Source organism: Streptomyces sp. CRN 30, assembly GCF_034105845.1.
In genome coordinates this window covers 48377-71703 of the sequence record NZ_JAVRHI010000513.1, presented here as the reverse complement: position 1 = coordinate 71703, position 23327 = coordinate 48377, and the positions used below count along the sequence as shown (strand labels likewise).

The 23327-nt window shown below is 71.5% G+C and carries 23 protein-coding genes; 6 read left to right on the top strand and 17 right to left on the bottom strand.

Going from position 1 to position 23327, the window contains the following annotated elements; genetic code table 11:
• Window positions 1-84: 84 nt before the first annotated feature.
• Both UW392_RS59890 and UW392_RS59885 read right to left on the bottom strand, forming a co-directional pair.
• Window positions 85-1410 carry a PhoH family protein gene (locus UW392_RS59890; protein ID WP_320783920.1) on the bottom strand — a complete coding sequence of 442 codons (1326 nt, stop codon included), beginning with the start codon at window positions 1408-1410 and terminating at the stop codon, window positions 85-87.
• 865 nt (window positions 1411-2275) lie between these two features.
• Window positions 2276-3070, bottom strand: coding sequence for a class I SAM-dependent methyltransferase (locus UW392_RS59885; RefSeq protein WP_320783919.1), 795 nt, complete (start codon window positions 3068-3070; stop codon window positions 2276-2278).
• 116 nt (window positions 3071-3186) lie between these two features.
• On the opposite strand from UW392_RS59885, the gene UW392_RS59880 reads away from it, so the two are divergent.
• A complete protein-coding gene (locus UW392_RS59880; RefSeq protein ID WP_320783918.1) occupies window positions 3187-3549 on the top strand; it encodes a DUF192 domain-containing protein in 363 nt (120 codons plus the stop codon).
• Window positions 3550-3606: 57 nt separating this feature from the next.
• On the opposite strand, the gene UW392_RS59875 is transcribed toward UW392_RS59880, so the two are convergent.
• The 14 genes from UW392_RS59875 to UW392_RS59810 form a co-directional block, all read right to left on the bottom strand.
• Window positions 3607-4221: an OmpA family protein gene (locus UW392_RS59875; protein ID WP_320783946.1), complete on the bottom strand. Its 615-nt coding sequence runs from the start codon at window positions 4219-4221 to the stop codon at window positions 3607-3609.
• Window positions 4222-4229: 8 nt separating this feature from the next.
• Window positions 4230-4811: a hypothetical protein gene (locus tag UW392_RS59870; protein WP_320783917.1), complete on the bottom strand. Its 582-nt coding sequence runs from the start codon at window positions 4809-4811 to the stop codon at window positions 4230-4232.
• Window positions 4812-4844: 33 nt separating this feature from the next.
• On the bottom strand, window positions 4845-5444 hold the full coding sequence (locus tag UW392_RS59865; RefSeq protein ID WP_320783916.1) for a pilus assembly protein TadG-related protein: 600 nt from the start codon (window positions 5442-5444) through the stop codon (window positions 4845-4847).
• Window positions 5444-5641, bottom strand: a complete 198-nt coding sequence (locus tag UW392_RS59860; RefSeq protein ID WP_320783915.1) for a hypothetical protein — start codon at window positions 5639-5641, stop codon at window positions 5444-5446. Before UW392_RS59860 ends, UW392_RS59865 begins: the two co-directional genes overlap by 1 nt.
• Window positions 5642-5746: 105 nt before the next feature.
• Window positions 5747-6526, bottom strand: a complete 780-nt coding sequence (locus UW392_RS59855; RefSeq protein WP_320783914.1) for a response regulator transcription factor — start codon at window positions 6524-6526, stop codon at window positions 5747-5749.
• The gene (locus UW392_RS59850) at window positions 6523-8169 is read right to left on the bottom strand and encodes a sensor histidine kinase (RefSeq protein WP_320783945.1); all 1647 of its coding nucleotides are present in this window, start codon (window positions 8167-8169) and stop codon (window positions 6523-6525) included. Before UW392_RS59850 ends, UW392_RS59855 begins: the two co-directional genes overlap by 4 nt.
• Window positions 8170-8190: 21 nt before the next feature.
• Complete coding sequence (locus UW392_RS59845; RefSeq protein WP_320783913.1) at window positions 8191-9078, bottom strand: DUF5936 domain-containing protein; 888 nt, start codon at window positions 9076-9078, stop codon at window positions 8191-8193.
• 13 nt (window positions 9079-9091) lie between these two features.
• Window positions 9092-10036 carry a type II secretion system F family protein gene (locus tag UW392_RS59840; protein WP_320783912.1) on the bottom strand — a complete coding sequence of 315 codons (945 nt, stop codon included), beginning with the start codon at window positions 10034-10036 and terminating at the stop codon, window positions 9092-9094.
• Between the two features lie 11 nt (window positions 10037-10047).
• Complete coding sequence (locus UW392_RS59835; RefSeq protein ID WP_320783911.1) at window positions 10048-11385, bottom strand: CpaF family protein; 1338 nt, start codon at window positions 11383-11385, stop codon at window positions 10048-10050.
• An 18-nt stretch (window positions 11386-11403) separates the two neighbouring features.
• Complete coding sequence (locus UW392_RS59830) at window positions 11404-11772, bottom strand: TadE/TadG family type IV pilus assembly protein (protein ID WP_320783910.1); 369 nt, start codon at window positions 11770-11772, stop codon at window positions 11404-11406.
• A gap of 1 nt (window position 11773) precedes the next feature.
• A complete protein-coding gene (locus tag UW392_RS59825; protein WP_320783909.1) occupies window positions 11774-12187 on the bottom strand; it encodes a TadE/TadG family type IV pilus assembly protein in 414 nt (137 codons plus the stop codon).
• Complete coding sequence (locus UW392_RS59820) at window positions 12184-13437, bottom strand: AAA family ATPase (protein WP_320783908.1); 1254 nt, start codon at window positions 13435-13437, stop codon at window positions 12184-12186. The genes UW392_RS59825 and UW392_RS59820 overlap by 4 nt, the downstream gene beginning before the upstream one ends.
• A gap of 8 nt (window positions 13438-13445) precedes the next feature.
• Window positions 13446-14153, bottom strand: a complete 708-nt coding sequence (gene cpaB, locus UW392_RS59815; protein ID WP_320783907.1) for a Flp pilus assembly protein CpaB — start codon at window positions 14151-14153, stop codon at window positions 13446-13448.
• Between the two features lie 86 nt (window positions 14154-14239).
• On the bottom strand, window positions 14240-15268 hold the full coding sequence (locus tag UW392_RS59810) for a hypothetical protein (protein ID WP_320783906.1): 1029 nt from the start codon (window positions 15266-15268) through the stop codon (window positions 14240-14242).
• A gap of 287 nt (window positions 15269-15555) precedes the next feature.
• Here UW392_RS59810 and UW392_RS59805 point away from each other — a divergent pair, with 287 nt between their 5' ends.
• From UW392_RS59805 to UW392_RS59785, 5 genes are all read left to right on the top strand, one after another.
• The gene (locus UW392_RS59805) at window positions 15556-17262 is read left to right on the top strand and encodes a glycoside hydrolase family 18 protein (protein WP_320783905.1); all 1707 of its coding nucleotides are present in this window, start codon (window positions 15556-15558) and stop codon (window positions 17260-17262) included.
• 238 nt (window positions 17263-17500) lie between these two features.
• Window positions 17501-18850 carry a M14 family metallopeptidase gene (locus tag UW392_RS59800; RefSeq protein ID WP_320783904.1) on the top strand — a complete coding sequence of 450 codons (1350 nt, stop codon included), beginning with the start codon at window positions 17501-17503 and terminating at the stop codon, window positions 18848-18850.
• Between the two features lie 86 nt (window positions 18851-18936).
• Window positions 18937-19455 (top strand): SigE family RNA polymerase sigma factor, encoded by a 519-nt coding sequence (locus UW392_RS59795; protein WP_320783903.1) that lies wholly within the window; start codon window positions 18937-18939, stop codon window positions 19453-19455.
• A gap of 89 nt (window positions 19456-19544) precedes the next feature.
• The gene (locus tag UW392_RS59790) at window positions 19545-20789 is read left to right on the top strand and encodes a hypothetical protein (protein ID WP_320783902.1); all 1245 of its coding nucleotides are present in this window, start codon (window positions 19545-19547) and stop codon (window positions 20787-20789) included.
• Between the two features lie 105 nt (window positions 20790-20894).
• Window positions 20895-21947: a hypothetical protein gene (locus tag UW392_RS59785; RefSeq protein WP_320783901.1), complete on the top strand. Its 1053-nt coding sequence runs from the start codon at window positions 20895-20897 to the stop codon at window positions 21945-21947.
• A gap of 15 nt (window positions 21948-21962) precedes the next feature.
• Here the strand turns inward: UW392_RS59785 and UW392_RS59780 are convergent, their stop codons facing one another.
• Window positions 21963-23264 (bottom strand): Nramp family divalent metal transporter, encoded by a 1302-nt coding sequence (locus tag UW392_RS59780; RefSeq protein ID WP_320783900.1) that lies wholly within the window; start codon window positions 23262-23264, stop codon window positions 21963-21965.
• Between the last annotated feature and the right edge of the window lie 63 nt (window positions 23265-23327).

The following is a 23327-nucleotide window of genomic DNA, read 5'->3' as shown; positions in this document are numbered from 1 at the left end:
GCGAAGGCGCCGCCCGGATAGGCTCGTTGCCTTTTCCGGACGGCGCCCTACGCCGTGCTACCGGCCCTGTACGGGGCGGGTTCGTCAGATGCGGCCGTCCTCCAGCATTTCGGTCACGAGCGCCGCGATCTGGGACCTTTCGGACCTGGTGAGCGTGACGTGCGCGAAGAGCGGATGCCCCTTCAGTTTCTCCACCACCGCCACGACCCCGTCGTAGCGACCGACGCGGAGATTGTCCCGCTGTGCCACGTCATGGGTGAGAACGACCCGGGAGTCGGCGCCGATCCGGGAGAGGACCGTCAGCAGGACGTTGCGCTCCAGGGACTGGGCCTCGTCGACGATGACGAACGCGTCGTGCAGCGACCGGCCGCGGATGTGGGTGAGCGGCAGCACCTCCAGCATGCCGCGCGCGGTCACCTCCTCGATGACCTCCCGGCTGGTGACCGCCGACAGGGTGTCGAAGACCGCCTGCGCCCAGGGGCTCATCTTCTCCGCCTCGGTGCCCGGCAGATAGCCCAGCTCCTGCCCGCCGACCGCGTAGAGCGGACGGAAGACCATCACCTTCTGGTGCTGCCGGCGCTCCAGGACGGCCTCCAGGCCCGCGCAGAGCGCCAGCGCCGACTTGCCGGTGCCGGCCCGGCCGCCCATCGAGACGATCCCGACGTCCGGGTCGAGGAGGAGGTCGAGCGCGATCCGCTGCTCGGCGCTGCGGCCCTTGATGCCGAACGCCTCCCGGTCGCCGCGCACCAGGCGGACGTTGCCCTCGGGTGTCACGCGCCCCAGCGCCTTGCCGCGCTCGGACTGGATGGTCAGTCCGGTGTGCACGGGCAGGTCGGCCGCCTCCGGCACGAAGACGTGGCCCTCCTCGAAGAGGACGTCCACCTGCTCGCCGGGCAGGGTCAGCTCGGCCATCCCGGTCCAGCCGGAGGAGTCCGTGATGGCCAGTTCGGCCCGGTACTCCTCGGCGAGGAGCCCGACGGAGGACGCCTTGATCCTGAGCGGGAGGTCCTTCGACACGACGGTGACGTCGAACCCCTCGGCCTGCAGGTTGCGGGCGACGGCGAGGATGCGGGAGTCGTTGTCCCCCAGCCGGTAGCCGCTGGGCAGCACGCTGGGGTCGGAGTGGTTCAGTTCGACCCGGAGCGTTCCTCCCAGCTCTCCGATCGGGATGGGGGCGTCCAGGCGGCCGTGCCGGACCCGGCAGTCGTCCAGGAGGCGCAGGGCCTGCCGGGCGAAGTAGCCGAGTTCGGGATGGTTCCGCTTGGCCTCCAACTCCGTGACCACGACGATCGGGAGCACGACCTCGTGCTCGTCGAAGCGGCTGAGAGCGTTCGGATCGGCCAGCAGGACACTGGTGTCGAGAACATAGGTGCGCCGGTCTGGCTTGGGGCGCTTTGCGCTGGTCACCACGGAAGGACGTACCCCCTCGGATGAGGTCGGGGAGCGACGGAGTGGGGCTGGACCGGTCGTCGGCCGCGATGCACACACCGCTCGGGCCGGGGACCGGCCCTCCACTGCTTCTTCCGTGCCGTAACCACACGGTCGGGCTGGTGCAAAGGGCCTCCCGGACGGACGGCCCCGTGCCGCCCGCTGAGATCCGACACCCGTGGTTCGGGTGTCGACCTGATGGCTTTATGCCCTCGAACGAGCGCCGCCATGCAACGGCATATGACGGCGCACTGATGAACTGTTCGTTACACGCGCCCCGGCCACCCCGGTCCGCCCGTGCGGCCACGCCTCCGGCCACCTGTCCGGCCACTCGTCCGGGCGCACAAAAAACGGGCCGGTCCGTGGGGGGGAGACGGACCGGCCCGAGGGGGGGTTTCCACCATAACCCTTCGTAAGGGCTACTGGGTGCATCGGCGCCAAACAACTACTCTCCGAATTCATCCGGCGACGCCGCGCTGGCCGCTCCACCCTCGATTCATGCCGGGATCATGACCGGATCACAGCGGATTCCTATGGGAAACGGGTGACGTGGGATGCGTTCCCGAGGGCCGGCGGCGCGCCGGGGCCCGTACGGCGAAGAGCTTCCGCTTCGCCCTGTCGGGTGACGCCGTCGGCGAACGCGCACTTGACCCGGCACCGCGCAGCCCCCTCCTCTGCGCGGTGCCCGTCGCGCGGCTTTGCTCACGCGAATCAACTTGGTCCGAACTTACGCGATCCCATGGGACGCGATCGAGTCGCGGAACGGCATGCGCCATAACGATGTGGAAAACCCGTGGAGATCCCGGACGGAGCAATCGCAGCAAACGGTGCGAACGGCGTGAATCGCTCACGCCCCGCGGCGGGCCTCGATGAGCTGGCGGGCGCTGTGGGCGACGAAGGGCCCTTCCGCTTCGATCCGCTCGTGCAGGTCCCGCAGTCGGTCCTCGTACGCCTCGACGGTGAAGTCCGGGACCATCCACACGACCTTGCGCAGGAAGTGGACGACGGCGCCGATGTCGTGGAACTCCATCCGCAGCCGTTCCGCGCGGAGGTCGACGACGTCCAGCCCCGCGGCCTCGGCGGCGGCCCGCTCGTCGTCGGGGTGCCGGGCACGGCGGCTCGCCCCGGGCAGCGGCCCGAGGAAGTACTCGATCAGCTCGAAGACGCTGCGGGGGCCCACGTGCTGGGCGAAGTAGGTGCCGCCGGGCGCCAGCACCCGGGCGGTCTCCGTCCAGTGCGGCGTCACGGGGTGCCGGCTCACCACCAGGTCGAAGGCGCCGTCGGCGAACGGCAGCGGCGCGTCCTCCGGTACGGCGACGACCGCGACGCCGCGCGGCCGGAGCAGGGCGGTGGCCTTGGCGGCGTTCGGCGGCCAGCTCTCGGTGGCGACGGTCAGCCGGGGGCGTCCCCCGGCGGCGCCGAGCGCGTGGTCCAGCACCTCGCCGCCGCCGGTCTGGACGTCCAGCACGGCACCGGCGCCGGCCAAGCGCCGCGCCAACGAGGCCGCGTACCCCCACGAGGGCCGCTCCTCGCTCGCCCTTCCCTCGAACCAGGAGAAGTCCCACCCTTCGGTGGGGACGGCGGCGCCTTCGGCGACGAGTTCCTCGAAGGTGCGGGACGAGGGCGGGGTGGGGGCGTTCATGCCGCCTTCCTATCCGGGGGCCGGGCAGGCGCTCAACGGGATTTCCGGGGCGGAAGGGGCACGGCCCGGCGCCGGTGTGCCAGGGTGGCGGATCGGCCACGGTGGGAGGGGATCGGGTGAGTCGGCGCCGACTGCGGGACGGACGGGGCACGCTGCTCGTCGGGGACGTACGCGTCCCGCTGGAGATCGCCGCGTCGTACCGGGCGCGGACCAGGGGGCTGCTCGGGCGGGACGGGGTCGACGGCGCGATGCTGCTGACGCCCGCCGCGAGCGTGCACACCTTCCGGATGCGGATACCGATCGACGTGGCCTACCTGGACCGGCGGTTCAGGGTCGTCGCGGTACGGACGATGGCACCGGGGCGGCTGGGCCGCCCACGGCTGCGGGCCCGGCATGTGCTGGAGGCGGAGGCCGGGGCGATGGCGGGGTGGGGGGTGCGGGCCGGGACCGAGGTACGGGTGGAGCCGGCCGCCCGCTAGCCACCGCCCGCCCGCGCTGTGCTCCGGTCGTGCCGGTCGTGCGGTCGTGCGGTCGGGTCAGTTCTCCGTACGCGGGAAGGAGACCTCCACCCGGCGGTTCTTCTTGCGTCCCGGCTCGGTGGAGTTGTCGGCGATCGGGTACTGCTCGCCGTAGCCACGGACCTCGTAGGTGAGGGCGGCGTCGTTCAGTTCCTGGGAGAGGACGTCGTGCACGGCGTTGGCGCGTTTCTTGGACAGGACGTCGCCGTGGGCGGAGGAACCGAGGTCGTCGGTGAAGCCGAAGACGCGGATCCTGGTGGCGTTCTGCGCCTTGATCTCCTGGGCGATGCCGGAGATGCGGGCCTTGGCCTCGCCGCCGAGTTCGGCGCTGTCCTTGCCGAAGAGGACCTCGGCCTGGAGGGCGAACTTCACGTCCGTGTTGGTGTCCTCCCGCCGCTCGTCGCCGCTCTGGTCCTCGACGACCGACTTGATGTCCAGCACCTTGGCCCCGGCGAGCGTGGCCCCTTCGGGGAGCTTGAGGTCGGGGTCGTTGGGGTCGAGTTCGACGGGGGCGGAGGCGGTGGCCTCGGTACCCGGGGGGACGCTGGGCGCGTCGTCGGCACGGGCGAGGGGGGCGGTGGCGAGGAGGAGGACGGATGCGGTGAGGAGCACGGTGAGCCGGGTGTGGGTCATGGGGTGCCTCACCCGGAGATCGTGACGGCCGTGGCCGAGAACATGGGGAGTTGGAAGGTCACATCCGTACTGTCCGCAGGCGGCGCGGGGAACTGCATGAAGACAGGAACGGACTCACCGGGCTTCATGGCCGGGAAGTTGGTCGTGGTGAGCGGGCGGCCGTCGGTGTCGCGAAGGACGTAGTACCGCTTCTTGCTCTTGGAGTCGACCAGGGACGCTCCGCCGAGCGAACTGCCGTTCCGAATGATCTCCGTCTCGTTGCCGCTCAGCTGTGCCGGCACGTTGACGGTCTTCTCGCCGTCGTTCTTCATCGCACCGCTGACAGTGACGAAGCCTCCGGAGTCACGCTCCGCCGAGGTGATGGAGAGCAGCAGGCCGTCAGGTCCCTTCAGCTCGGCGAGCGGGGTCTCCGACTTGTTCTCCTGAGTGCCCGGCTCGGAGCCACCGTCGCTGGACGCCGAGGGCGAAGCTTCCGGCTTGTCGTCGTCGCCGCCTCCGCCGCCGCATCCGACGACACCGGTGACCAGGCCGATCGCGACAGTCAGCGCGACCATTCCCCTGCGGGCCTTCGTGGCGAATCGCACGCTCATGCCTTTGCTTCCTTCATCCTTCGTCGTTCACTGTCAGTCGGCCAGATGGACGTCGAACAGATCTTCAGGGTCTGGCAGTACCTCAAGATCTTCGGGATCCAGACTCCACTCTTCGCCGCCTTCACAGTTGAGCGGAGGGAGTTCGTCGTCCCCTGCCTCCCCGACGGGAAGTTCAAAAGTGCAGCGTGGCTCGATCACAGCCGTCGCGGTAGCGCGCGACCTGTCGTTCTCCGTTCCGGGGACAATGGACTCTCCGACGGTCTTGTCGGTCTGCACCTCGACCGTGACACCCAAGGTCCCGTCCGCGCCGCAGGACAGCACGCCGGCGTCGTTGTCCGCCGCGAGTTCCTCTGCCCGCCAACAGGACTCCTCCAGTCCGATGAGGTCGCCGGCGAAAATGTCCCGCCACTCGGCCGGATCGAGAACGTTCTCCACCCAGAGATCCACCATGCGCTCACGACCGTCCTGAGCCGCCGCGAGTGCCGCCGCGTCAGCGGCCGTCTGGGCTCCGTTCCGGTTCGCCGCCGCCTGGCCGACCGCGAGGTAGGCGAAAGCAAGGAAAAGCAGGCCCCCCACTACCGTGATGTAGATGGGAAAGGCCTGCCCGGCGTCGCCGTGTCGGCGACGTGGCATCAGGCTCCGGTGACCTCGGTGATCTTGTCCTTGATGGCGTTGTAGATGGTCTGCCCGATATCCGTGCCCGTGATCGCCAGCACGATCGCCACCACCACCGCGATGATCCCCAGGTACTCCACCGCCGTCTGGCCCTTGTCGCCGCGGGCGGCGCGGGTCTGCAGGTAAGCGACCGTCGTGTGCAGCCAGTTGCCCATGGTGTTTCCCTTCGCGGTGGCCGGTGCCGGTGGCGGCACCGTACGGGTGGGGGTCCCGTCGCCCCGAGGGCCCCAGGGCCCAGATCCGGGCCCAAATCCGGCGGCTCACCGTGCGTCCCCCCAGTTGCCCAGCCACTTCGCCGTGGCCTCCGCGCGGCTCGTGCTGTGCAGCTTGGCGAAGATGCGGTTGATGTGGTTCTTGACCGTCTTCTCGCTGATGAAGCAGGCACCGGCGATCTGCTGATTGGTCATGCCGGATGCGATGAGGTCCATGATCTCCGCCTCCCTGGCGCTCAGCTGGAACCCCGACCTGCCACCGGACGACTGTCCCACATCCGGTTGCATTCGCGAAAGCTTTTCCACAGGAAAGGGTGAACTCGCCTGTTCTGCCGCGAGATACGGCCGGTCATTCTCCGCATGACCGTATGCACTCGCACTCCTGAGCTGGTCCAGGACCGCCCCGGCCGCCGTCGGTGAGAAGTGCGTGCGGCCCGCCCCGGCGTCCCGTACCGCCGTGACCAGTTCCTCCGCCGTGAACTCGCCGTGGACCAGATAGCCCCCGGCGCCCCGGCGCAGCGCCTCCCGTACCGTCTCCGACTCGCCGCTGTAGGTCAGCATCATCACCGGCGCGATCCGCACCAGGTACGGCAGTGCGGCGAGTCCGTCCACGCCGGTCATGCGGACGTCCAGCAGGACGACGTCGGGGCGGGTGCGGTCGGCCGCCTCGCACGCCTCGCGGCCGTCCGCGGCCTCCGCCACGACCGTGACGGAGCCGCTCTGGGACAGCAGCGCCGTCAGCCCCGCGCGGACGACCGGGTTGTCGTCCACGACGACGACCCGTACCGCGTCCGGCGGGAGCGGCACCGGAGGCAGCGGGGACGTCATCGGACCGCCTCCTGCGGGGTACGGGGGACCAGCGCCGCCAGCGGCAGGTCGACGCGGACCTCCGTGCCGCGCCTCTCCCGGCCGGGGCCGACGCGGATGCGGGCGCCGATCGAACCGGCCCGCTCCACCATGCCGACCACCCCGAAGTGACCGGTGCGGCGCAGCTGTTCGAGGGTCGTGCCCTCGGGGAGTCCCGGGCCGTCGTCGTGGACGCTGATCCGCAGGTGGTCGCCGTGGACGCCCGCCCGGACGTCGATCCGGGTGGGCGCGGCGTGGCGTCGGGCGTTCTCCATGGCCTCCCCGGCGATGCTGAGGAGCTGGCGGGCCACGGCCGGGGCGACCGGCGGCACGGCGTGGCCGCCGGTGGGGTGGTACGCGCACGGCACGCCGCCGCCGACGGCGAACGCGCGCGTGCGGGCGGCCAGTTCCACCAGGACGTCCGTGCCGTGCGACGGGTCGGACTCGTCGCGGAGATCGGCGAGGAGGTCCCGGGACTCGGCGGCGGCGCGGCGGGCCGAGCGGGCGACCAGTTCGGCCTGGCGGCGCAGCCGGCCGGGGTCGGTCCGGTCCGCGCCGGCCGACGCGGCGAGGCCGTCCGCGGCGAGGGCCACGCCGTGCAGGGTCTTGGCGACGGAGTCGTGCAGTTCCCGGGCGAGGCGGGCGCGTTCGGCGGCGACCGCCTCCGTGACGGCGAGCCGGGCCTGGACGGCGGTGAGCGCCTGGGTGGCGGAGCCGAAGCGGAGCATGAGGGTGCGCAGGCTGGAGCCGACGGCCCCGGCGATCACGCAGAGGCCGGGCAGGAGCAGCGTCTCCGCGAGCCGCGGGGAGCCCCTGCCCGCCGAGTGGGCCGTCGCGTGGGCCATCAGCAGGATCAGCGACTGGAGCGAGGCGAAGACGGCGGCGCCGCGCCAGCCGTATACCAGTCCGGCCAGCAGCGGGGTGCAGACGCTGACGTAGGCGAGGGTGGTGTCGGGACCGGCCGAGAAGAGCAGCAGCGCGCCGAAGAGGGTGTCCGCGGCGAGCAGGGTGGGGTGGCGCAGGAGGAGGGGGCCGAACCGTTCCCAGTCGCGGAAGAGGACGTAGGAGCCCATGAAGGTGACGACCACGGCGGCGCCGACCAGCCGGGCGCCCGTGCCGGGGCTGGCGTTGAGGAGGGCGGCCGGGGCGGCCACGGCGATCATGGCGAGGCGGAAGCCGAAGACCTGGCGGCACATGGCCTGCAAGGCGTTCACCTGCACGCTGATGCCGGGGGCACGGGGAGCCGCCTGACCGGGACGGTCCGCCGGCGCGGGCAAGGGCGCGGGCGCAGACGTGGAGTCGGGCGCGGGCGTGGAAGCGGGCGCGGGCGCAGACGTGGAAGCGGGCGCGGGCGTGGAAGCGGGCGCGGGGCCGCTGCGGGGCGCCTGCCGCGGCACCCCCGGCAGCAACTCTCCCGGCAGCGGTGGCCCCCCGGGCAACAGCTCCCCCGGCATCGGCTCCCCCGGCAGGTGTCCGCCCGCCGGGCCGGACGCCGGGCCGGTCGCCGGGCCGGTCGCCGGGCCCGTGATCTCCGGTGGGCCGGGGCGGCGGCGCAGCAGTCCGCGCGCCGGCCCGGTCCTCCGCTCGGGGACCGCTCCTCGCGGCCCCGTCACCGTCGGCTCCATGGACGTCATCCCCCGCTCCGCCTACTCACCGGTGATCGTGCCGAAGTCGGTGCCGGAGCCGAGGATCAGGCCGGCGCCGAGGAGGATCATCGTGGCCGGGACCATGAACGTCGTGATCATCATGGTGGCCTTGGGGACGGCGCGGGCGGCCTTGCGGCGGGCGTTCTGCGCGTCCGTGCGGCGCATGTCCTTGGCGAGGGAGACGAGGGTGTCGACGATGGGGGCGCCGAGTTCCTCGCCCTGCTGCAACGCCGTGACGAACATGGCGACCTGTTCGGAGTCGTTGCGCCGGCGCAGTTCCGTGAAGGCCTGGCGGCGGCTCATGCCGAGGTCCATCTGGCGCAGGGTGATGCGCAGTTCGTCCGCCCAGGGGCCCTCGTAGCGGGTGGCCACGCGGTCCAGGGCCTGGCGGAAGCCGAGGCCCGCGCTGACCACGACGGCGAGGACGTCCAGGAAGTCGGGGAGGGTCCGTTCGATGACGTCCTTGCGGACGCGGATCGCGGACCATATGCCGACCTCGGTCCAGAACGCGCCGAAGGCCAGGAGGAGGAGGGCGACGAGGTACTGGCCGCGGAGGAGGAAGACGAAGAAGCCGACGGCGCCCAGGGCGCCGTAGACCGCTCGGCGGGCCGCGTAGCGGTCGAGGGTGAGGCCGCCGGGGTTGCCCGCGAGGTCGATCTTGCGGCGGTACCGGGCGACCTGCGCGGGCCCCATGAGGCGCAGTACGGCGGGCGCGTACCGCATGCCCATGCGGTCGACGAGGGAGTCGACGGCGCCCGTGCGGGTGGCGCCGACCTCCAGGGCGAGGGCCAGGTCGCCGGGGAGCTTCGCGTCGGCCCGGTACATGCGGATACCGGCGAAGACGCCCCAGACACTGAGGCCCATGACGGCGGCGAGCAGCAGTCCCATGTGGTCGGCCTCCTCAGACGTCGATGCGGGACAGGCGGCGGATCAGGATGAAGCCGACCGCGTAGAGCGAGAAGGCGACCAGGACGGCGATCTGCCCGGCCGAGGAGCCGGTCATGCGTTCGAGGGCGCCGTCCTTCACTCCGTTCATCAGGAACAGCGAGCCGACACCGAGCACGGGGACGGCGTACGAGGTCATGTTGACCTGGGAGAGCTGGGTGCGGACCTCGCGCCGGGTCTCCTTGCGCTCCTCCAGGGTCTCGGTCAGGTTGCGCAGGGCGCTGACCACCTGGCCGCCGGCCCGGTTGGACAGGACGAGGGTGGTGACGAGGACGACGAGTTCGCGGGAGGGCAGGCGGGCGGCGAGTTCGCCGAGGGCGTCGTCCATGGAGGCGCCGATGGCGAGCTGGTCCGCGACCTTGCCCAGTTCCTCGCCGGCGGGCGCCTCCAGCTCCTCGGCGGCCATGCCGATGGCGGTGCGCAGGGCGAGGCCCGCCTGGGTGGCGTTGGCGATGATGCGGGCCATCTCGGGGAGCTGGTTGATGAACTTCTCGATGCGCTTCTGCCGCTGCCAGTTGAGGAACAGCACCGCCACCCAGACGCCGAGCGCCCCGGCGAGCGGCCCGAAGAACGGGGCGAGGGCGGCCTGTCCGACCAGCCAGAGGCCGGCGACCGTGGCGAGCATGTAGACGAAGAACTCGCCGGGGGTGACGTCCAGGCCGGTCGCGGAGAGCCGCAGTTCGAGGTCCTTGCCGAGCCGGGTGCGGCGCAGCCTGCGGTCCAGGTTCGGGAAGTGCCGGCGGCGGCCGTTGTACGTGGTCTGCCCGGTCGCGGAGAGCCGGTCGACGAGGGCCTGGCGCTGGGCGCGGCCGGTGGCGTAGGAGTGCAGGCCGGCGACGGCCAGGACGCAGGTCAGCAGGGTGATGCCGGTGGTGACCTGGACGAGGGCGGACAGTTCCATCGGTCGGGCTCCTACCGGGTCTCTCGGGTGGCGAGCTGGTCGGCGGACCGGGCGACGCCGAACGCCTGGGGGACGGGCTGGCTCGCCATGTGCAGGCGGTCGGCGGCGCGGCGGGGCAGCGGATGGTGCTCGTAGACGCCGTGGACGCGGCCGTCGGGGGTCATCGGCCGGGCGTGGAAGCGGGCGACGCTGGCCAGCCGGTACGGTTCCCCGCCGTGGCTGGCGAGCAGCGCGATCTCGGTGATGCGGCGGGCGCCGTCGGGGAAGCGGGTGAGCTGGACGAGGACGTCGACGGCGCTGTTGATCTGGTCGTGCAGGGCGACGAAGGGGATCTCCACGTCCGACATGGAGGCCAGTGTCTGGAGCCGCATCAGGGCGTCCTCGGCGCTGTTGGCGTGGACGGTGGCGAGCGAGCCGTCGTGGCCGGTGGACATGGCCTGGAGCATGTCGAGGGACTCGCCGCCGCGGACCTCGCCGACGACGATGCGGTCGGGGCGCATCCGCAGGGAGTTGCGGACCAGGTCGCGGATGGTGATGACGCCCTTGCCCTCGACGTTGGGCGGGCGGGACTCCAGGCGGATGACGTGCGCCTGCTGGAGCTGGAGTTCGGCGGAGTCCTCGATGGTGATGATGCGCTCGTGCTCGGGGATCAGGCCGGAGAGCGCGTTGAGGAGAGTGGTCTTGCCGGTGCCCGTGGCGCCGGAGACGATGATGTTGAACCGGGCCCGCACCAGGCCGGCCAGCAGGTACAGCATGTGCTCGTCGAGCGAGCCGAGGCCGATCAGCTCCTGGAGGGTGAAGGAGCGCGGGAAGCGGCGGATGGTGAGGGTGGCGCCGGTCAGGGAAAGCGGCGGGATGATGACGTTGACGCGTTCCCCGGAGGGGAGGCGGGCGTCGACCATGGGGTTGGACTCGTCCACGCGGCGGTTGACGGTGGAGACGATCCGCTCGATGGTCTGCATCAGCTGGTCGTGGGAGGCGAAGCGCAGCGGGAGCTGCTCGACCCGGCCGCCGCGCTCCACGAAGACCGCGTCGGGCCCGTTGACCATGATCTCGGTGATGGAGGCGTCTTCGAGGAGCGGTTCGAGGATGCCGAGGCCCAGCGCCTCGTCGACGACCCGGCGGATCAGCTGGGAGCGTTCCACGGTCGACAGGACCGGGCCCTCGCGGCTGATGATGTGCCCGAGGACGCGCTCCAGGCGGGCTCTGCGCTCGGCCGCGGCCAGGCCGCTCATCTCCGCGAGGTCGATCTCCTCCAGGAGTTTGGCGCGGTACGAGGCGACCAGGTGGCCGTCCTCGCCCCGGCTGCCGTGCTCCTCGGGGGAGTGGATGCGTGCGCGCAGGCTCATGCGTCCGGTGCTCCTTGCTCAGTGGTCCAGCGGCATGGTGGCGGTCTTGGTGGCGGCTCCGAAGTCCCAGCCGGGAACGACCGACGGGATCTGGACGGTGGCGGTGACGGTGACGGTGTCGCCGCCCTCGGCCGCGGAGCAGCCGACGGACAGCCAGTCGCTGACCGCGGCGGCGCAGCCCGCCTGGGCGCCCCGGTCGAGCGACGCGGCGCGCGCTCCGGCGCGGGCGGCCGTGCCGGCCTGCTGGGCGGTGTAGGCGACGAGGCCGAGCTGTACGCCGGCCAGCGCGACGAGGACGAGGACCGGGAGGAACCCGAGGTACTCGATCGCCACCTGCCCGCCGTCGCGTCGGGTGCGGAGACGGGCGCGGATGCGGTGTCCGGTCATCTCAGTCCTCCGCCTCCTCCACGGCCCCCGCGGCTCCCTCGACCTCGTAGGGCAGGGAGAACGCACCCGGGAAGAGCACCGGGACCTGGAGCCTGACGGTGGCCCTGACATAGCCGCCCCCTGTCTCGCACCCCGCGCTGCCGCTCCACGCGTCCGGCAGCTTGTCCAGGGCGGCGGCCTGGCAGGCGCCCTGCCGCTCCCCCGGCGACGCGGCCGTGCCCGCCCGTACCGCCTCGTCGGCAGCATTACCCGCCAGGGTGAACGTGTATCCCACGAGCACCAGTTGCCACAGCACCACCAGCGTCACGAGGATGACCGGGGTCATGCCGAGGAACTCGACGGTGACCTGGCCGCGGTCACGGTCCCGGTCGCGGTCCTCGCGCCGTGGCCGTAACGCCCTGCGGAGTTTCCTCATCCCCCGCCGCCCCTCCGCCGCCGCAGCCCCACCGCGCCGCGGTCGCCGCGGAACCGGCCGGGCTTCCGGTCGCCCTCGACGGCCTTGACCAGGTCGAGTTCGGCGGCGAGCGTCCACAGCGCCTGCTTGACGGTGCTCCGGGCGTCCAGTTCGTGCAGGCGTCCGGCGTCCACGGCGCTCTGCAGCTCCTTGAAGTGGGCGGGGACGGTGGTGGCCGCGACGGCCGTGCCGGTGATCCGGGCGATCAGCGGCGGCTGGATCTCCGTACCGCGGGTGTGCCGGTTGACGACGACGGTGGTCTCCTCGGCCTTGCGGATCTGGAGCCGGTCCCACATCCGCACCGCGCGCTTGGCGCCCCGTACGGCGACCACGTCGGGGGTGGTGACGAGCAGCGCCCGGTCGGCCGTCTCCACGGCGGCGGCGCCGGCCCCGCCGAGCTGGGCGCCGCAGTCGATGACGACGACGTCGTAGCGCGAGCGGAGCGCGCCGACGATCGAGCGGGCGGCCCGGTCGGTGACGTCCTCGCCGCGTTCGCCCTCGGCGGGGGCGAGCAGCAGGGTGAGCCCGCTGTCGTGGCGGAAGACGGCGTCGGCGAGGACGCGCGGGGAGATGTCGGTGATCGCCGCGAGGTCGAGGACCGAGCGGCGGAACTGGACGTCCAGGTAGGCGGCGACGTCCCCGGTCTGGAGGTCGAGGTCGAGCAGGGCCGTGGAGCGGCCGGACGCCTGTGCGGCGAGGGCGAGCTGTACGGCGGTCACGGTGGCGCCGACGCCGCCCTTGGCGCCGCTGACCGTGACGACGGTGCCGCCCGCGCCGGTGAAGACGTCGCCGCCGCTGCCGAGGTGGCGGCGGACGCCCACCGCCCACTGGGCGACGACGTGAACGCGGCCGGCGAGTTCCTCGTAGTTGAGGGGGAGGGCGACCAGGCCGCGGGCGCCGTAGTCCATGGCGGCCTGGAAGAGGCCGGGGGTGGCGTCGGAGGTGACGAGGATGACGCCGACGGCCGGGAAGCGCAGGGCGACCTCGCGGATCAGCTCCAGGGCCGGGACCGGGCCGATCCGCTCGTGCACGACGACGACCTCGGGGAGTTCGTCGACGGACTCGGCGGCGAGGCGGGCGAGGGTGTCGATCAGCTGGGTGGAGTCGGTGACGGGGGCGACCGGCTCGGCGTCGGGGAGCTGGCTGAGCAGGGTGGTGAGGGACCGGACGGCGTCCGCGTCGCCGACCGCCGGGAGGATCCTGGTGGGCATGCGGGCTCTCACTTGTCCTTCGCGAGTTCGTACGTGCGGTCCTGCTCGGGGACCGTGGTGTCGCCGCCGGGCGCCACGAGCGCGAGCCGGACGCGCTGCGCGAAGGACTCGGCGTAGGTGATGCGCTGGGCGTCGATGGTGGACAGCGCGAAGGTGATGGGCACGGCCTCGGTGGCCTCCCGGGTGCGGTCGTCCTCGTCGGGTTCGAGGGCGGTGAGCTTGCCGACGTCGAGGACCTTGGCGTTGGTCACGATGATCTTCGACTGGTCGGGGTCGCCCTCGCGCGCGCCCTCGAAGGTGGCGTAGACGTTGACCGTCGACCCCGGGGTGATCTTTCCGGCGACCCCGGTCGCCGAGTCGATCATGATGGCGACCTCCTGCTGTCCGGGCTGGAGGGCGGGCTGGTCGACGACCATGTCGCTCTGGAGCAGGGAGCCGCTCTTGAGGGTGGTCACGGCGATCTTGCCGCGGATCTGGGCGAGGTCGGTGACGGCGTTGTCCGACAGCCACCGCTCGGGCATCTTGATCTTCTCGAACTGGTCCGGGCTGAGGGTCGTGTACGGGGCCACCTGGTCCTTGAGCCGGTAGGCGGTGACCTCGGGGCCGACCTTGGACTTCACGTCGCTGATGACGGACAGGACGCCGGCGAAGGCGCCGAAGGCGCAGAGCACCGAGAGGATGAGCAGGATCACGCCGCGGCGCTGACGGGAGTTCATGGGCCGTACAACCTCACCGGGGATATCGATCGGGCGGGGGGTTCGGGGCGCGGGAGGGGCGGGCGGGAACGGGGTCCGGGGCGGGGTCAGCCGCCGGGACCGGCGGGAAGGGCGTTGCGGCGGGGGACGTCGGGGGCGGCGGGGGCCTGTTCGAGTTCGTACGGCCCGCTGTGCCGGCCGCCCTGTCTCCCCCGCGTGCCGTCGCGGACGCCGGTCCGGCCGTTCTGCTCCGTCGCGGGCGGCAGGGCCCGGCGGGCGCCCCGGTGGCGCAGTTCCTCGGCGGGCGGCCCGGCGGAGCAGAACACGCACCGGTCGCCGATGACGTCGATGCCGCACCAGTGGCAGGTGCTCTGCCGCACCGACGTCACGAGCTGGTAGAGGACCGACAGGTCGGGCAGGAAGGCGCAGAACTCGGTGACGCGTCCCGTCCCCCACCAGGCCGCGGAGTCGGCCGGGAGGGGGGTCTCCCGCATTCCCAGCACGTTCCAGGAGGGCGCGAGGGTGCCCGTGACCCAGTCGGCCGGCTGCTGTCCCCTGGCGACCAGCATCCAGGTGCCGAAGTCCGGCCCGCCGAGCGCCGCGTCGGTGCCGATCCGTACGAGCTGGGGCTGCGGATGGGCCAGTACGGCGAACTGGCTCCCGGGCACCCAGGACTTGGCGTGCGCCTTCAGCCCGACGGGGACCCGGTCGAGCCGGGCGACCGAGCCGAGCAGCGCGCCGGAGTGGATGTAGTGGGTGAGCAGCCGCCCCGCCGAGGCGAGGACGCCGGGGCTGAGGTCGCAGGAGGCGAGCTGCCGCAACTGGCGGACCAGTACGGACAGTCCCAGCGGCGGCAGGTCCGGCCGGAACAGGGCGATGCGGTCGCTCTCCAGGAGGGAGCGGACGGTGCGCAGCCGCCGCTCGACGGCGGGCGGGACCGCCTGCGAGCAGACGACGATGACGTGTCCGTGGTGGTCGACCAGGGTCTGGAGTTCGGCCAGCACCTGGTCGAGCGGGCGCTGTTCGACGTCCTGGAGCACGACCGCGGGCACGGTCCGTTCGTCCTGTGGCGGCAGTGCCATGTCGGCACTGGTCACGGCAATGGCAGTTGGCACGCGCGGCTCCCCGTCTCCCATGCCCGTCGGTCCACCGGTGTAACTCCGGCACACCCGGATGACTTCACTGCGTGACTTCCCGAGCACTGTATCCACGCGTCTATGACCGGAGAACAGCGTTTCTGTAGCTGTGGAACAACTTGTGATGCACAAGGTGCGTCAAAACGGGGCAGGTTGAGCATTTTCCGGCCGGGCGACGGAGGCCCCCGAGCGGCGAGCTTGGTTCGGACCTACCTCTTGACACCCTCAATTGGTCTGGACCACCTTTACCTCACCACTCTCCCCCGACTCCCCCACCGGAGGTCCCGATGGCACGCGTACGCAGACGGCTGGGCAGGCGGACGAGATTCTGGGCGGGGAGCGTCACCGCGGCGCTCGCCCTCTCCGTCACGGTGGTGGGGCAGGCGTCCGCCGCCGACGTCAACAACGCGAAGAACGCCGGCTTCGAGGCCGGGCTCGGCAACTGGACCTGTACGGCGGGCAGCGGCGCCGCCGTCTCCTCGCCGGTGCACGGCGGCGCGGCCGCGCTGAAGGCGACGCCCGCCGGGCAGGACAACGCGCGGTGCGCCCAGACGGTCGCCGTGCAGCCGAACTCCACGTACACGCTGGGCGCCTGGGTGCAGGGCGGGTACGCCTACCTGGGCGTCACGGGCACGGGCACGACGGACGTCTCGACGTGGACCCCGGACTCCTCCGCCTGGAAGCAGCTCTCGACGTCCTTCAGGACGGGCGCGTCGACGACCTCGGTGACGGTGTACACGCACGGCTGGTACGGGCAGCAGCCGTACTACGTCGACGACGTCTCGGTGTTCGGACCCGACGGGGGCGGCGGCGGTGACGGGCCCGTGGTGGTCCCGTCCGCCCCGGCCGCCCCGAGCGTGTCGGCCACGACCTCCTCCTCGGTCTCCCTCGCCTGGAACACGGTGTCCGGCGCGACGGGCTACAACGTCTACCGCGACGGTACGAAGGTGACGACGGTGACCGGCACGTCGGCGACCGTGACCGGGCTCGCCGCCTCGACGTCGTACTCCTTCCAGGTCACGGCGGTGAACTCGGCGGGCGAGTCGGCGAAGTCGGCGGCGGTGACGGGCCGCACGACGGAGCAGAGCGGGGGCCCCGGCGGCGGTGACCTCCCCGCGCACGCCGTCACCGGCTACTGGCAGAACTTCGACAACGGCGCGACCGTGCAGCGGATCTCCGACGTGCCGGACGCGTACGACATCATCGCGGTGGCCTTCGCCGACGCGACGACGGTGCCGGGCGCGGTGACGTTCAACCTGGCCTCGGCCGAGCTGAACGGCTACACCGTCGACCAGTTCAAGGCGGATGTCGCCGCCGAGCAGGCGGCCGGCAAGAAGGTGATCATCTCGGTCGGCGGCGAGAAGGGCACGGTGTCGGTCGCGGACACGGCCTCCGCGACGAACTTCGCGAACTCGGTCTATTCGCTGATGCAGACGTACGGTTTCGACGGCGTCGACATCGACCTGGAGAACGGGCTCAACCCGACGTACATGACGCAGGCCCTGCGGGCGCTGTCCGCGAAGGCGGGCCCGGACATGATCCTGACGATGGCGCCGCAGACCATCGACATGCAGTCGACGTCGGGTTCGTACTTCCAGACGGCGCTGAACGTGAAGGACATCCTGACCGTCGTCAACATGCAGTACTACAACAGCGGCTCGATGCTGGGCTGTGACGGCAAGGTCTACAGCCAGGGCTCGGTGGACTTCCTGACCGCGCTGGCCTGCATCCAGTTGCAGGGCGGCCTGGACGCGTCCCAGGTCGGCATCGGCGTACCGGCCTCGACGCGCGGCGCGGGCAGCGGTTACGTCGCTCCGGGCGTGGTGAACAACGCCCTCGACTGCCTGACGAAGCTGACGAACTGCGGTTCCTTCAAGCCGTCGAAGGCGTACCCGGCGCTGCGGGGTGCGATGACGTGGTCCACGAACTGGGACGCCACGGCGGGCAACGCGTGGTCCTCGGCGGTGGGGCCGCACGTCCACGCGCTGCCGTAGCCCTCACCGCTCCCCGGTCGGTTCCGCCCGTACAGAGATCGATGACACTTCCCCCCGAAGTGTCATCGATTTTCTGTGTGTGCCCTTCCTCCCGGCCGGATCTCGTCCACGCGGTCCATGCACGCACCACTCGTCATTGACCCGTGCATGCCATGCCGACACCATGTGCGCCACACCCGCACCACCGACCGGTCCGTCGCACTGAAACACCCCCCGGCTCCACACCCCAGGAGAATTCATGCGACTGCACATACGAGGCAGGAAGGGCACGCGCAGACACAGCGCGGCCCTCGCCGCGCTGCTCGCGCTCGCGCTGGCCGCACCCCTCACCGCCACCGTCACCGACGCCACGGCGACCGGCGCACAGGCGCAGGCGGAGTCCGCGGACGACGTACGGCAGTACGAGATCCACCAGCGGACGAACCCCGTCACCCGCACCGCCATCCAGGCGTCCGGCGTCACCGTCGACGAGGCCGACGAAGAGACCGTCGTCGTCTCCGGCCGCGCCGACCAGATCAAGAAGCTCCGCGGCCAGGGGTACGAGGTCACCCTCGTCGGCTCCGCGCCCGACCGCAGCTCCGCCGCCGACGACCTGCGGCTCTTCGACTTCCCGTCGGCCGACTCGCGCTACCACAACTACGCCGAGACGAACACGGAGATCGACCAGCGGATCGCCGCCTACCCCGGCATCATGAGCAAGCGCGTGATCGGGACGTCGTACAGCGGACGGAACATCGTCGCGATCAAGGTCAGCGACAACGTGGCCACGGACGAGTCCGAGCCCGAGGTGCTGTTCACCTTCCACCAGCACGCCCGCGAGCACCTCACCGTCGAGATGGCGCTGTACCTGCTCCGCGAACTCGGCGCCGGCTACGGCTCCGACTCCCGCGTCACGAACATGGTGAACAACCGCGAGATCTGGATCGTCCCCGACCTCAACCCGGACGGCGGCGAGTACGACATCGCCACCGGCTCGTACCGGTCGTGGCGGAAGAACCGGCAGCCCAACAGCGGCTCCTCGTACGTCGGGACGGACCTCAACCGCAACTGGGCCTACCAGTTCGGCTGCTGCGGCGGTTCCTCCGGCTCGCCGTCCTCCGAGACCTACCGCGGCACGTCCGCCGAGTCCGCCCCCGAGGTGAAGGTCGTCGCGAACTTCGTGCGCAGCCGCGTCGTCGGCGGCGAGCAGCAGATCACCGCCGGGATCGACTTCCACACATACAGCGAACTGGTCCTGTGGCCCTTCGGCTACACCTACTCCGACACCACGACCGGCATGACGGCCGACGACCGCAACGCCTTCGCCACGGTCGGCGGCAAGCTGGCGGCCAGCAACGGCTACACCGCCGAGCAGTCCAGCGACCTGTACATCACGGACGGTTCGATCGACGACTGGCTGTGGGGCAGCCAGAAGATCTTCGGCTACACCTTCGAGATGTACCCGACGTCCAGCAGTGCGGGCGGTTTCTACCCGCCCGACGAGGTGATCGAGCGCGAGACGTCCCGCAACCGCGACGCCGTGCTCCAGCTCCTGGAGAACGCCGACTGCATGTACCGGTCGATCGGCAAGGAGGCGCAGTACTGCTGAGCGGGGCTGTGCGTTTCGTATGAAACATTTCCCCCGTCCCGCCGCGTCAGGGAAGTGAGGACGGCAGGCACGGACAGGGGGACCGCATGTGGCAGCCACGACAGGGGCGCGCGGAAGGGTACGCGGAGTTCGCGTCCGCGCGGGCCGGGCAGCTGTACCGGTCCGCGTGCCTGCTGACGGCGGGCGACACACATCTGGCCGAGGATCTCGTACAGGAGACCCTCGGCCGGCTGTATGTCCGCTGGGGCCGGATGGCCCGGATCGACAACCCCGCCGGATACGCGCAGACCGTCCTCACCCGGGCGTTCCTCACCCACCAGCGCAGACGCAGCAGCGGCGAGCGGGCCACGGACGTCCTCCCGGAGCTGCCGGGCACCGGCGACGGTGACGCGCCGCTGCGGCTCACCCTGCTCGACGCGCTGTCCCGGCTGCCGCCCAAGGACCGGGCCGTCATCGTCCTGCGCTACTGGGAGGACCGCTCCGTCGAGGAGACCGCCGACGTGATGAACGTCAGCTCGGCGGCGGTGCGCACACGCTGCGTCCGGGCGCTGGGCAGACTGCGCGAGCTGCTCGGCGAGGACCTCTCGGAGTACGCCAGGCCCTGACCCCGGCGCCCGGAGCACCGCACCGTCCGGCCACCGCGCCGTCCGACCACTCACCTCTCACCTCACACCTTGCGGAAAGGGTGTTCGCCATGCCCGAGAACCAGCGTGACTCCTTCGAGGACCGGCTCGCCGACGCCCTGCGCGATGCCGGCGACGGCTTCGCGGCCGACCGGGCCGCCCTCGTCTCCGGTGGACGGGCGCGCGGGGAGCGGACCCGGGTGCGGCGCCGCGCCGGACTGGCCGGCGGGGTCGCCGGGGTCGCCCTGGTGGGGGTGGGCAGTGCGCTGCTGCTGCCGCGCGGGGGCACGGCGGAGGCCACCGGAACCGCCTCGGCCGCCTCCACCGGCACCCGGCCGGCCGCCTCCCCTTCCCCCTTCACCGGCAAGGCCATGTACTCGGCGCTGGAGGAGCTGCTCCCCGACGGGCGGCTCAGTGGCAGCGCACAGGACGACGAGCCGTACCTGAACGTCGTCTACGACGACGGTGACGGCGCCGCCGCCCTCGCCTTCGGCCTCGCCCGGACCGGTTCGGACGCCGGCCAGGTGACGGAGTGCCCGGACAAGACCTTCACCCCGTACGACGCCTGCTCCACCAGCCGGCTGCCGGACGGCTCCACGCTCCGGCTCTTCCAGGGCTACGAGTATCCGGACCGGCGCGAGGACACCCGGCTCTGGTCCGCCGACCTGGTCACGGCGGAGGGGCAGCACGTCAGCCTGTCCGAGTGGAACGCCCCGGCCGAGAAAGGCGCGGAGATCTCCCGCGAGGAGCCGCCGCTGTCCCCCGCCGAGCTGAAGGAGGTCGTCACGGCCGACGTGTGGCGCGGGATGATCGACTCCCTGCCCGGCGAGACCGACAAGCCGTCCGCCCCCGCATCGCCGGAGACCACCCCGTCCGACGCCCCCGGCGAGGGAGCCGGCGACACCCTCACCGCGCTGCTGCCGAAGGGGCTGGACGTGGTCGACCACGGCGACGACGGCTCGGGCGAGTTCGCGTACGTCATCGTCGACGACGGTCGCGGCCAGAGCCTCGTCCAGGTCAACGTGGAGCACGGCATGAACGACCCGGAGATCACCGAGCAGCTCTGGGGCGACGCCGAGACCCTGCCCGACGGCACGCTGCTCAGCACCCAGCAGGGCGCCGGGGACGACCGGGTCGCCGGGGCCGTGATGTGGACGGTCGACACCCTGCGCAAGGGCACCGACGGGTTCCGGGTGGTGATCAGCGCCTTCAACAACGGCGCCGCGCACGCCGAGCCGGAGCGCGAGACCCCCGCGCTGACCATGGACCAGCTCAAGGAGATGGCGCTGAGTGAGGAGTGGGAGAAGCTGCGGTAGAGGGATGACCGCGGGGGCAACCCGGGTGTGCCCTCGCGGTCCTTCACCCCGGCCGTACGGGCGCGTATACAGAACCGCGTAACGCCCCGTTCAGAAGGAATTTCCTTGCACGCCCGCGCTCACGATCACGATCACGACCAGGCGGCGCGGCCCCCGCGTACGCCGCTGCCGTCCACCGCCGTACGGCAGGAGGACGGGGCACGGCCCGGAGTCCTCGACCACCGGCACACCGCGGGCAACGCGGCCGTCACCGCCGCGCTGCGGCAGGGCGGGCACATGGTGCAGCGGGCCCCGGCGACCACGGCCGCCGCACCGGAGCCGTTCGTCCAGGGCAGCTTCCGGTTCACCAACCTCGACCGGACGAAGGCGCAGTACCAGGAGAAGGCGGCCCGCGTCCTCGACCTGCTCAACCGGCACAGCGCGATCAACGAGTTCGTCGGTACCCGTACCTGCCACATCACCCTGGAGAAGCGCACCGCCGACACACCCGCCGAGGTCAAGGACCGGGGCGCCGACGGTGTCTTCGTCACGCTCGCCGCCTACTACTTCGAGAAGTACGACGTCGGGTACGTCATGGGCATGCTCGCGCACGAGTTCTCGGTCCACCCGCTGGCCGACGCCCAGGGGATCGCGCAGGAGGAGAAGCATCTGCGCGGCATGCCCTGGCCCGTGCCGGGGCTGGAGGACCAGCAGCGCGGCGGCGAGATGCCGATGATGAACACGGTGGGCGCCAAGCAGCCCGATCACATCCTGGCCGTCATCCCCAGCGGGCCGCGCTACCAGATCTACCGCGACACCGCCCTGGAGATGGCCCGGCTGCTCGCCCAGGACGCCCGCACCCGCACCCCCGGGGCGAGTACCCAGGACGTCACCGATCTGCTCGACTGCTTCCTCATGGACGTCGCCTCCATCGCGGCCACCAACGACGACCGGATGCGCGCCCGGCCGCTGAAGTGGGGCAGCGGCGCGTTCCGCGCGGACATCGCGAAGGTCTACAACGCCTACAAGGAGCGGCTCTCCACCGATCTCGACGCGGAGAGCCCCCTGCGGCCGCTGCTGCCGAGGAACAAGGACGCCGACGCCGTCTACAGCGACTTCACCACCCTGATCGGCCGGGCCCTCGCCGGTGCCACCGGCGCGGACAGCATCCAGAGCTAGACCCGCCTGCGCGGGTCAGAAGAACTCCGCCCACGGCTGGTCCCAGATCTGCTTCACGCACAGGACCAGGAAGAGCAGGCCCGCGACGGCCAGCATGCCGTTGCTCAGCGCGCCGTTGCGCCACTCGCGGGGCGTGCGCGCGGAGTTGAGCAGCCAGATCAGGGTCAGGGCGAGGAACGGCATGAAGGCCGCGCCCAGCACGCCGTAGAGGATGACAAGGCGGAAGGGCTGGCCCTGGAAGAGCAGGACGATCGGCGGGAAGGTCAGCCAGAGGAGATAGCCGCGGAAGGCCCAGGAGCGTTCGCGGCGGCCCGAGGCCACGTCCTCGCCCCGGGTCTCGGTCCCGCCCCGCCGCCGGGCCACGAAGTCGGCGAACATCAGGCTGACGCCGTGCCAGACGCCGATGAGCGAGGTGAACGACGTGGCGAAGAAGCCGATCAGGAAGAACTTCGCCGTGGCCGAGCCGTACTCGTCCGCCAGGATGTCGCCGAGCTGGATCAGGCCCTTGTCACCGCTGGCGATGGCGACCTCGGCCGAGTGCAGCATCTCGGCGCCGACGAAGAGCATCGCGATGACGAAGATGCCGGTGGTGGCGTACGCGACCCGGTTGTCCAGCCGCATGACCTTCATCCAGCCGGTGTCCGTCCAGCCCTTGGCGTTGACCCAGTAGCCGTACGCGGCCAGCGTGATCGTGCCGCCGACGCCGCCGATCAGGCCGAGGGTGTTGAGGACGGAGTCCTTCTCGTCGGGCAGCACCGGGAGGAGGCCCGCGAAGGCGTCGCCCAGGTTGGGGGCGACCCGGATCGCCAGGTACACCGTCACCACGAACATGACGCCCACCAGGACCGTCATGACCTTCTCGAACACGGCGTACTTGTTGAACCAGACGAAGACGAGGCCGGCCACGCCGCAGGCGACGCCCCACCATTCGAGGTCCATCACGTCGGGGAAGAGCGCCTGGAGCGGCAGGGCGCTGGACGACATCGCCGCCGCGCCGTAGACGAAGCCCCAGATCACCGCGTAGACGGCGAAGAACCACGTGGTCCAGGGGCCGAGGCTCGCCCAGCCGTCGAAGAGGGTGCGGCCGGTGGACAGGTGCCACCGGCCCGCCGCCTCGGCCAGGGAGATCTTGACCAGGCAGCCGATGACGGCCGCCCAGAGCAGGGTGTAACCGAAGTTGGCGCCCGCGATCAGCGTGGCCACCAGGTCGCCGGCGCCGACCCCGGTCGCCGCCACGACGATGCCGGGGCCGATGTGGCGCCAACTGGACTTGCGGGTGGTGCCGGTGTCACTGAGGTTGCCCGTGAGGTCCGCCATGAGGGTCAAGAAAGCCCACGGCGGGCGGGGCGGCAAGAGGGCGTGCGCGGATCTTTACGCCAT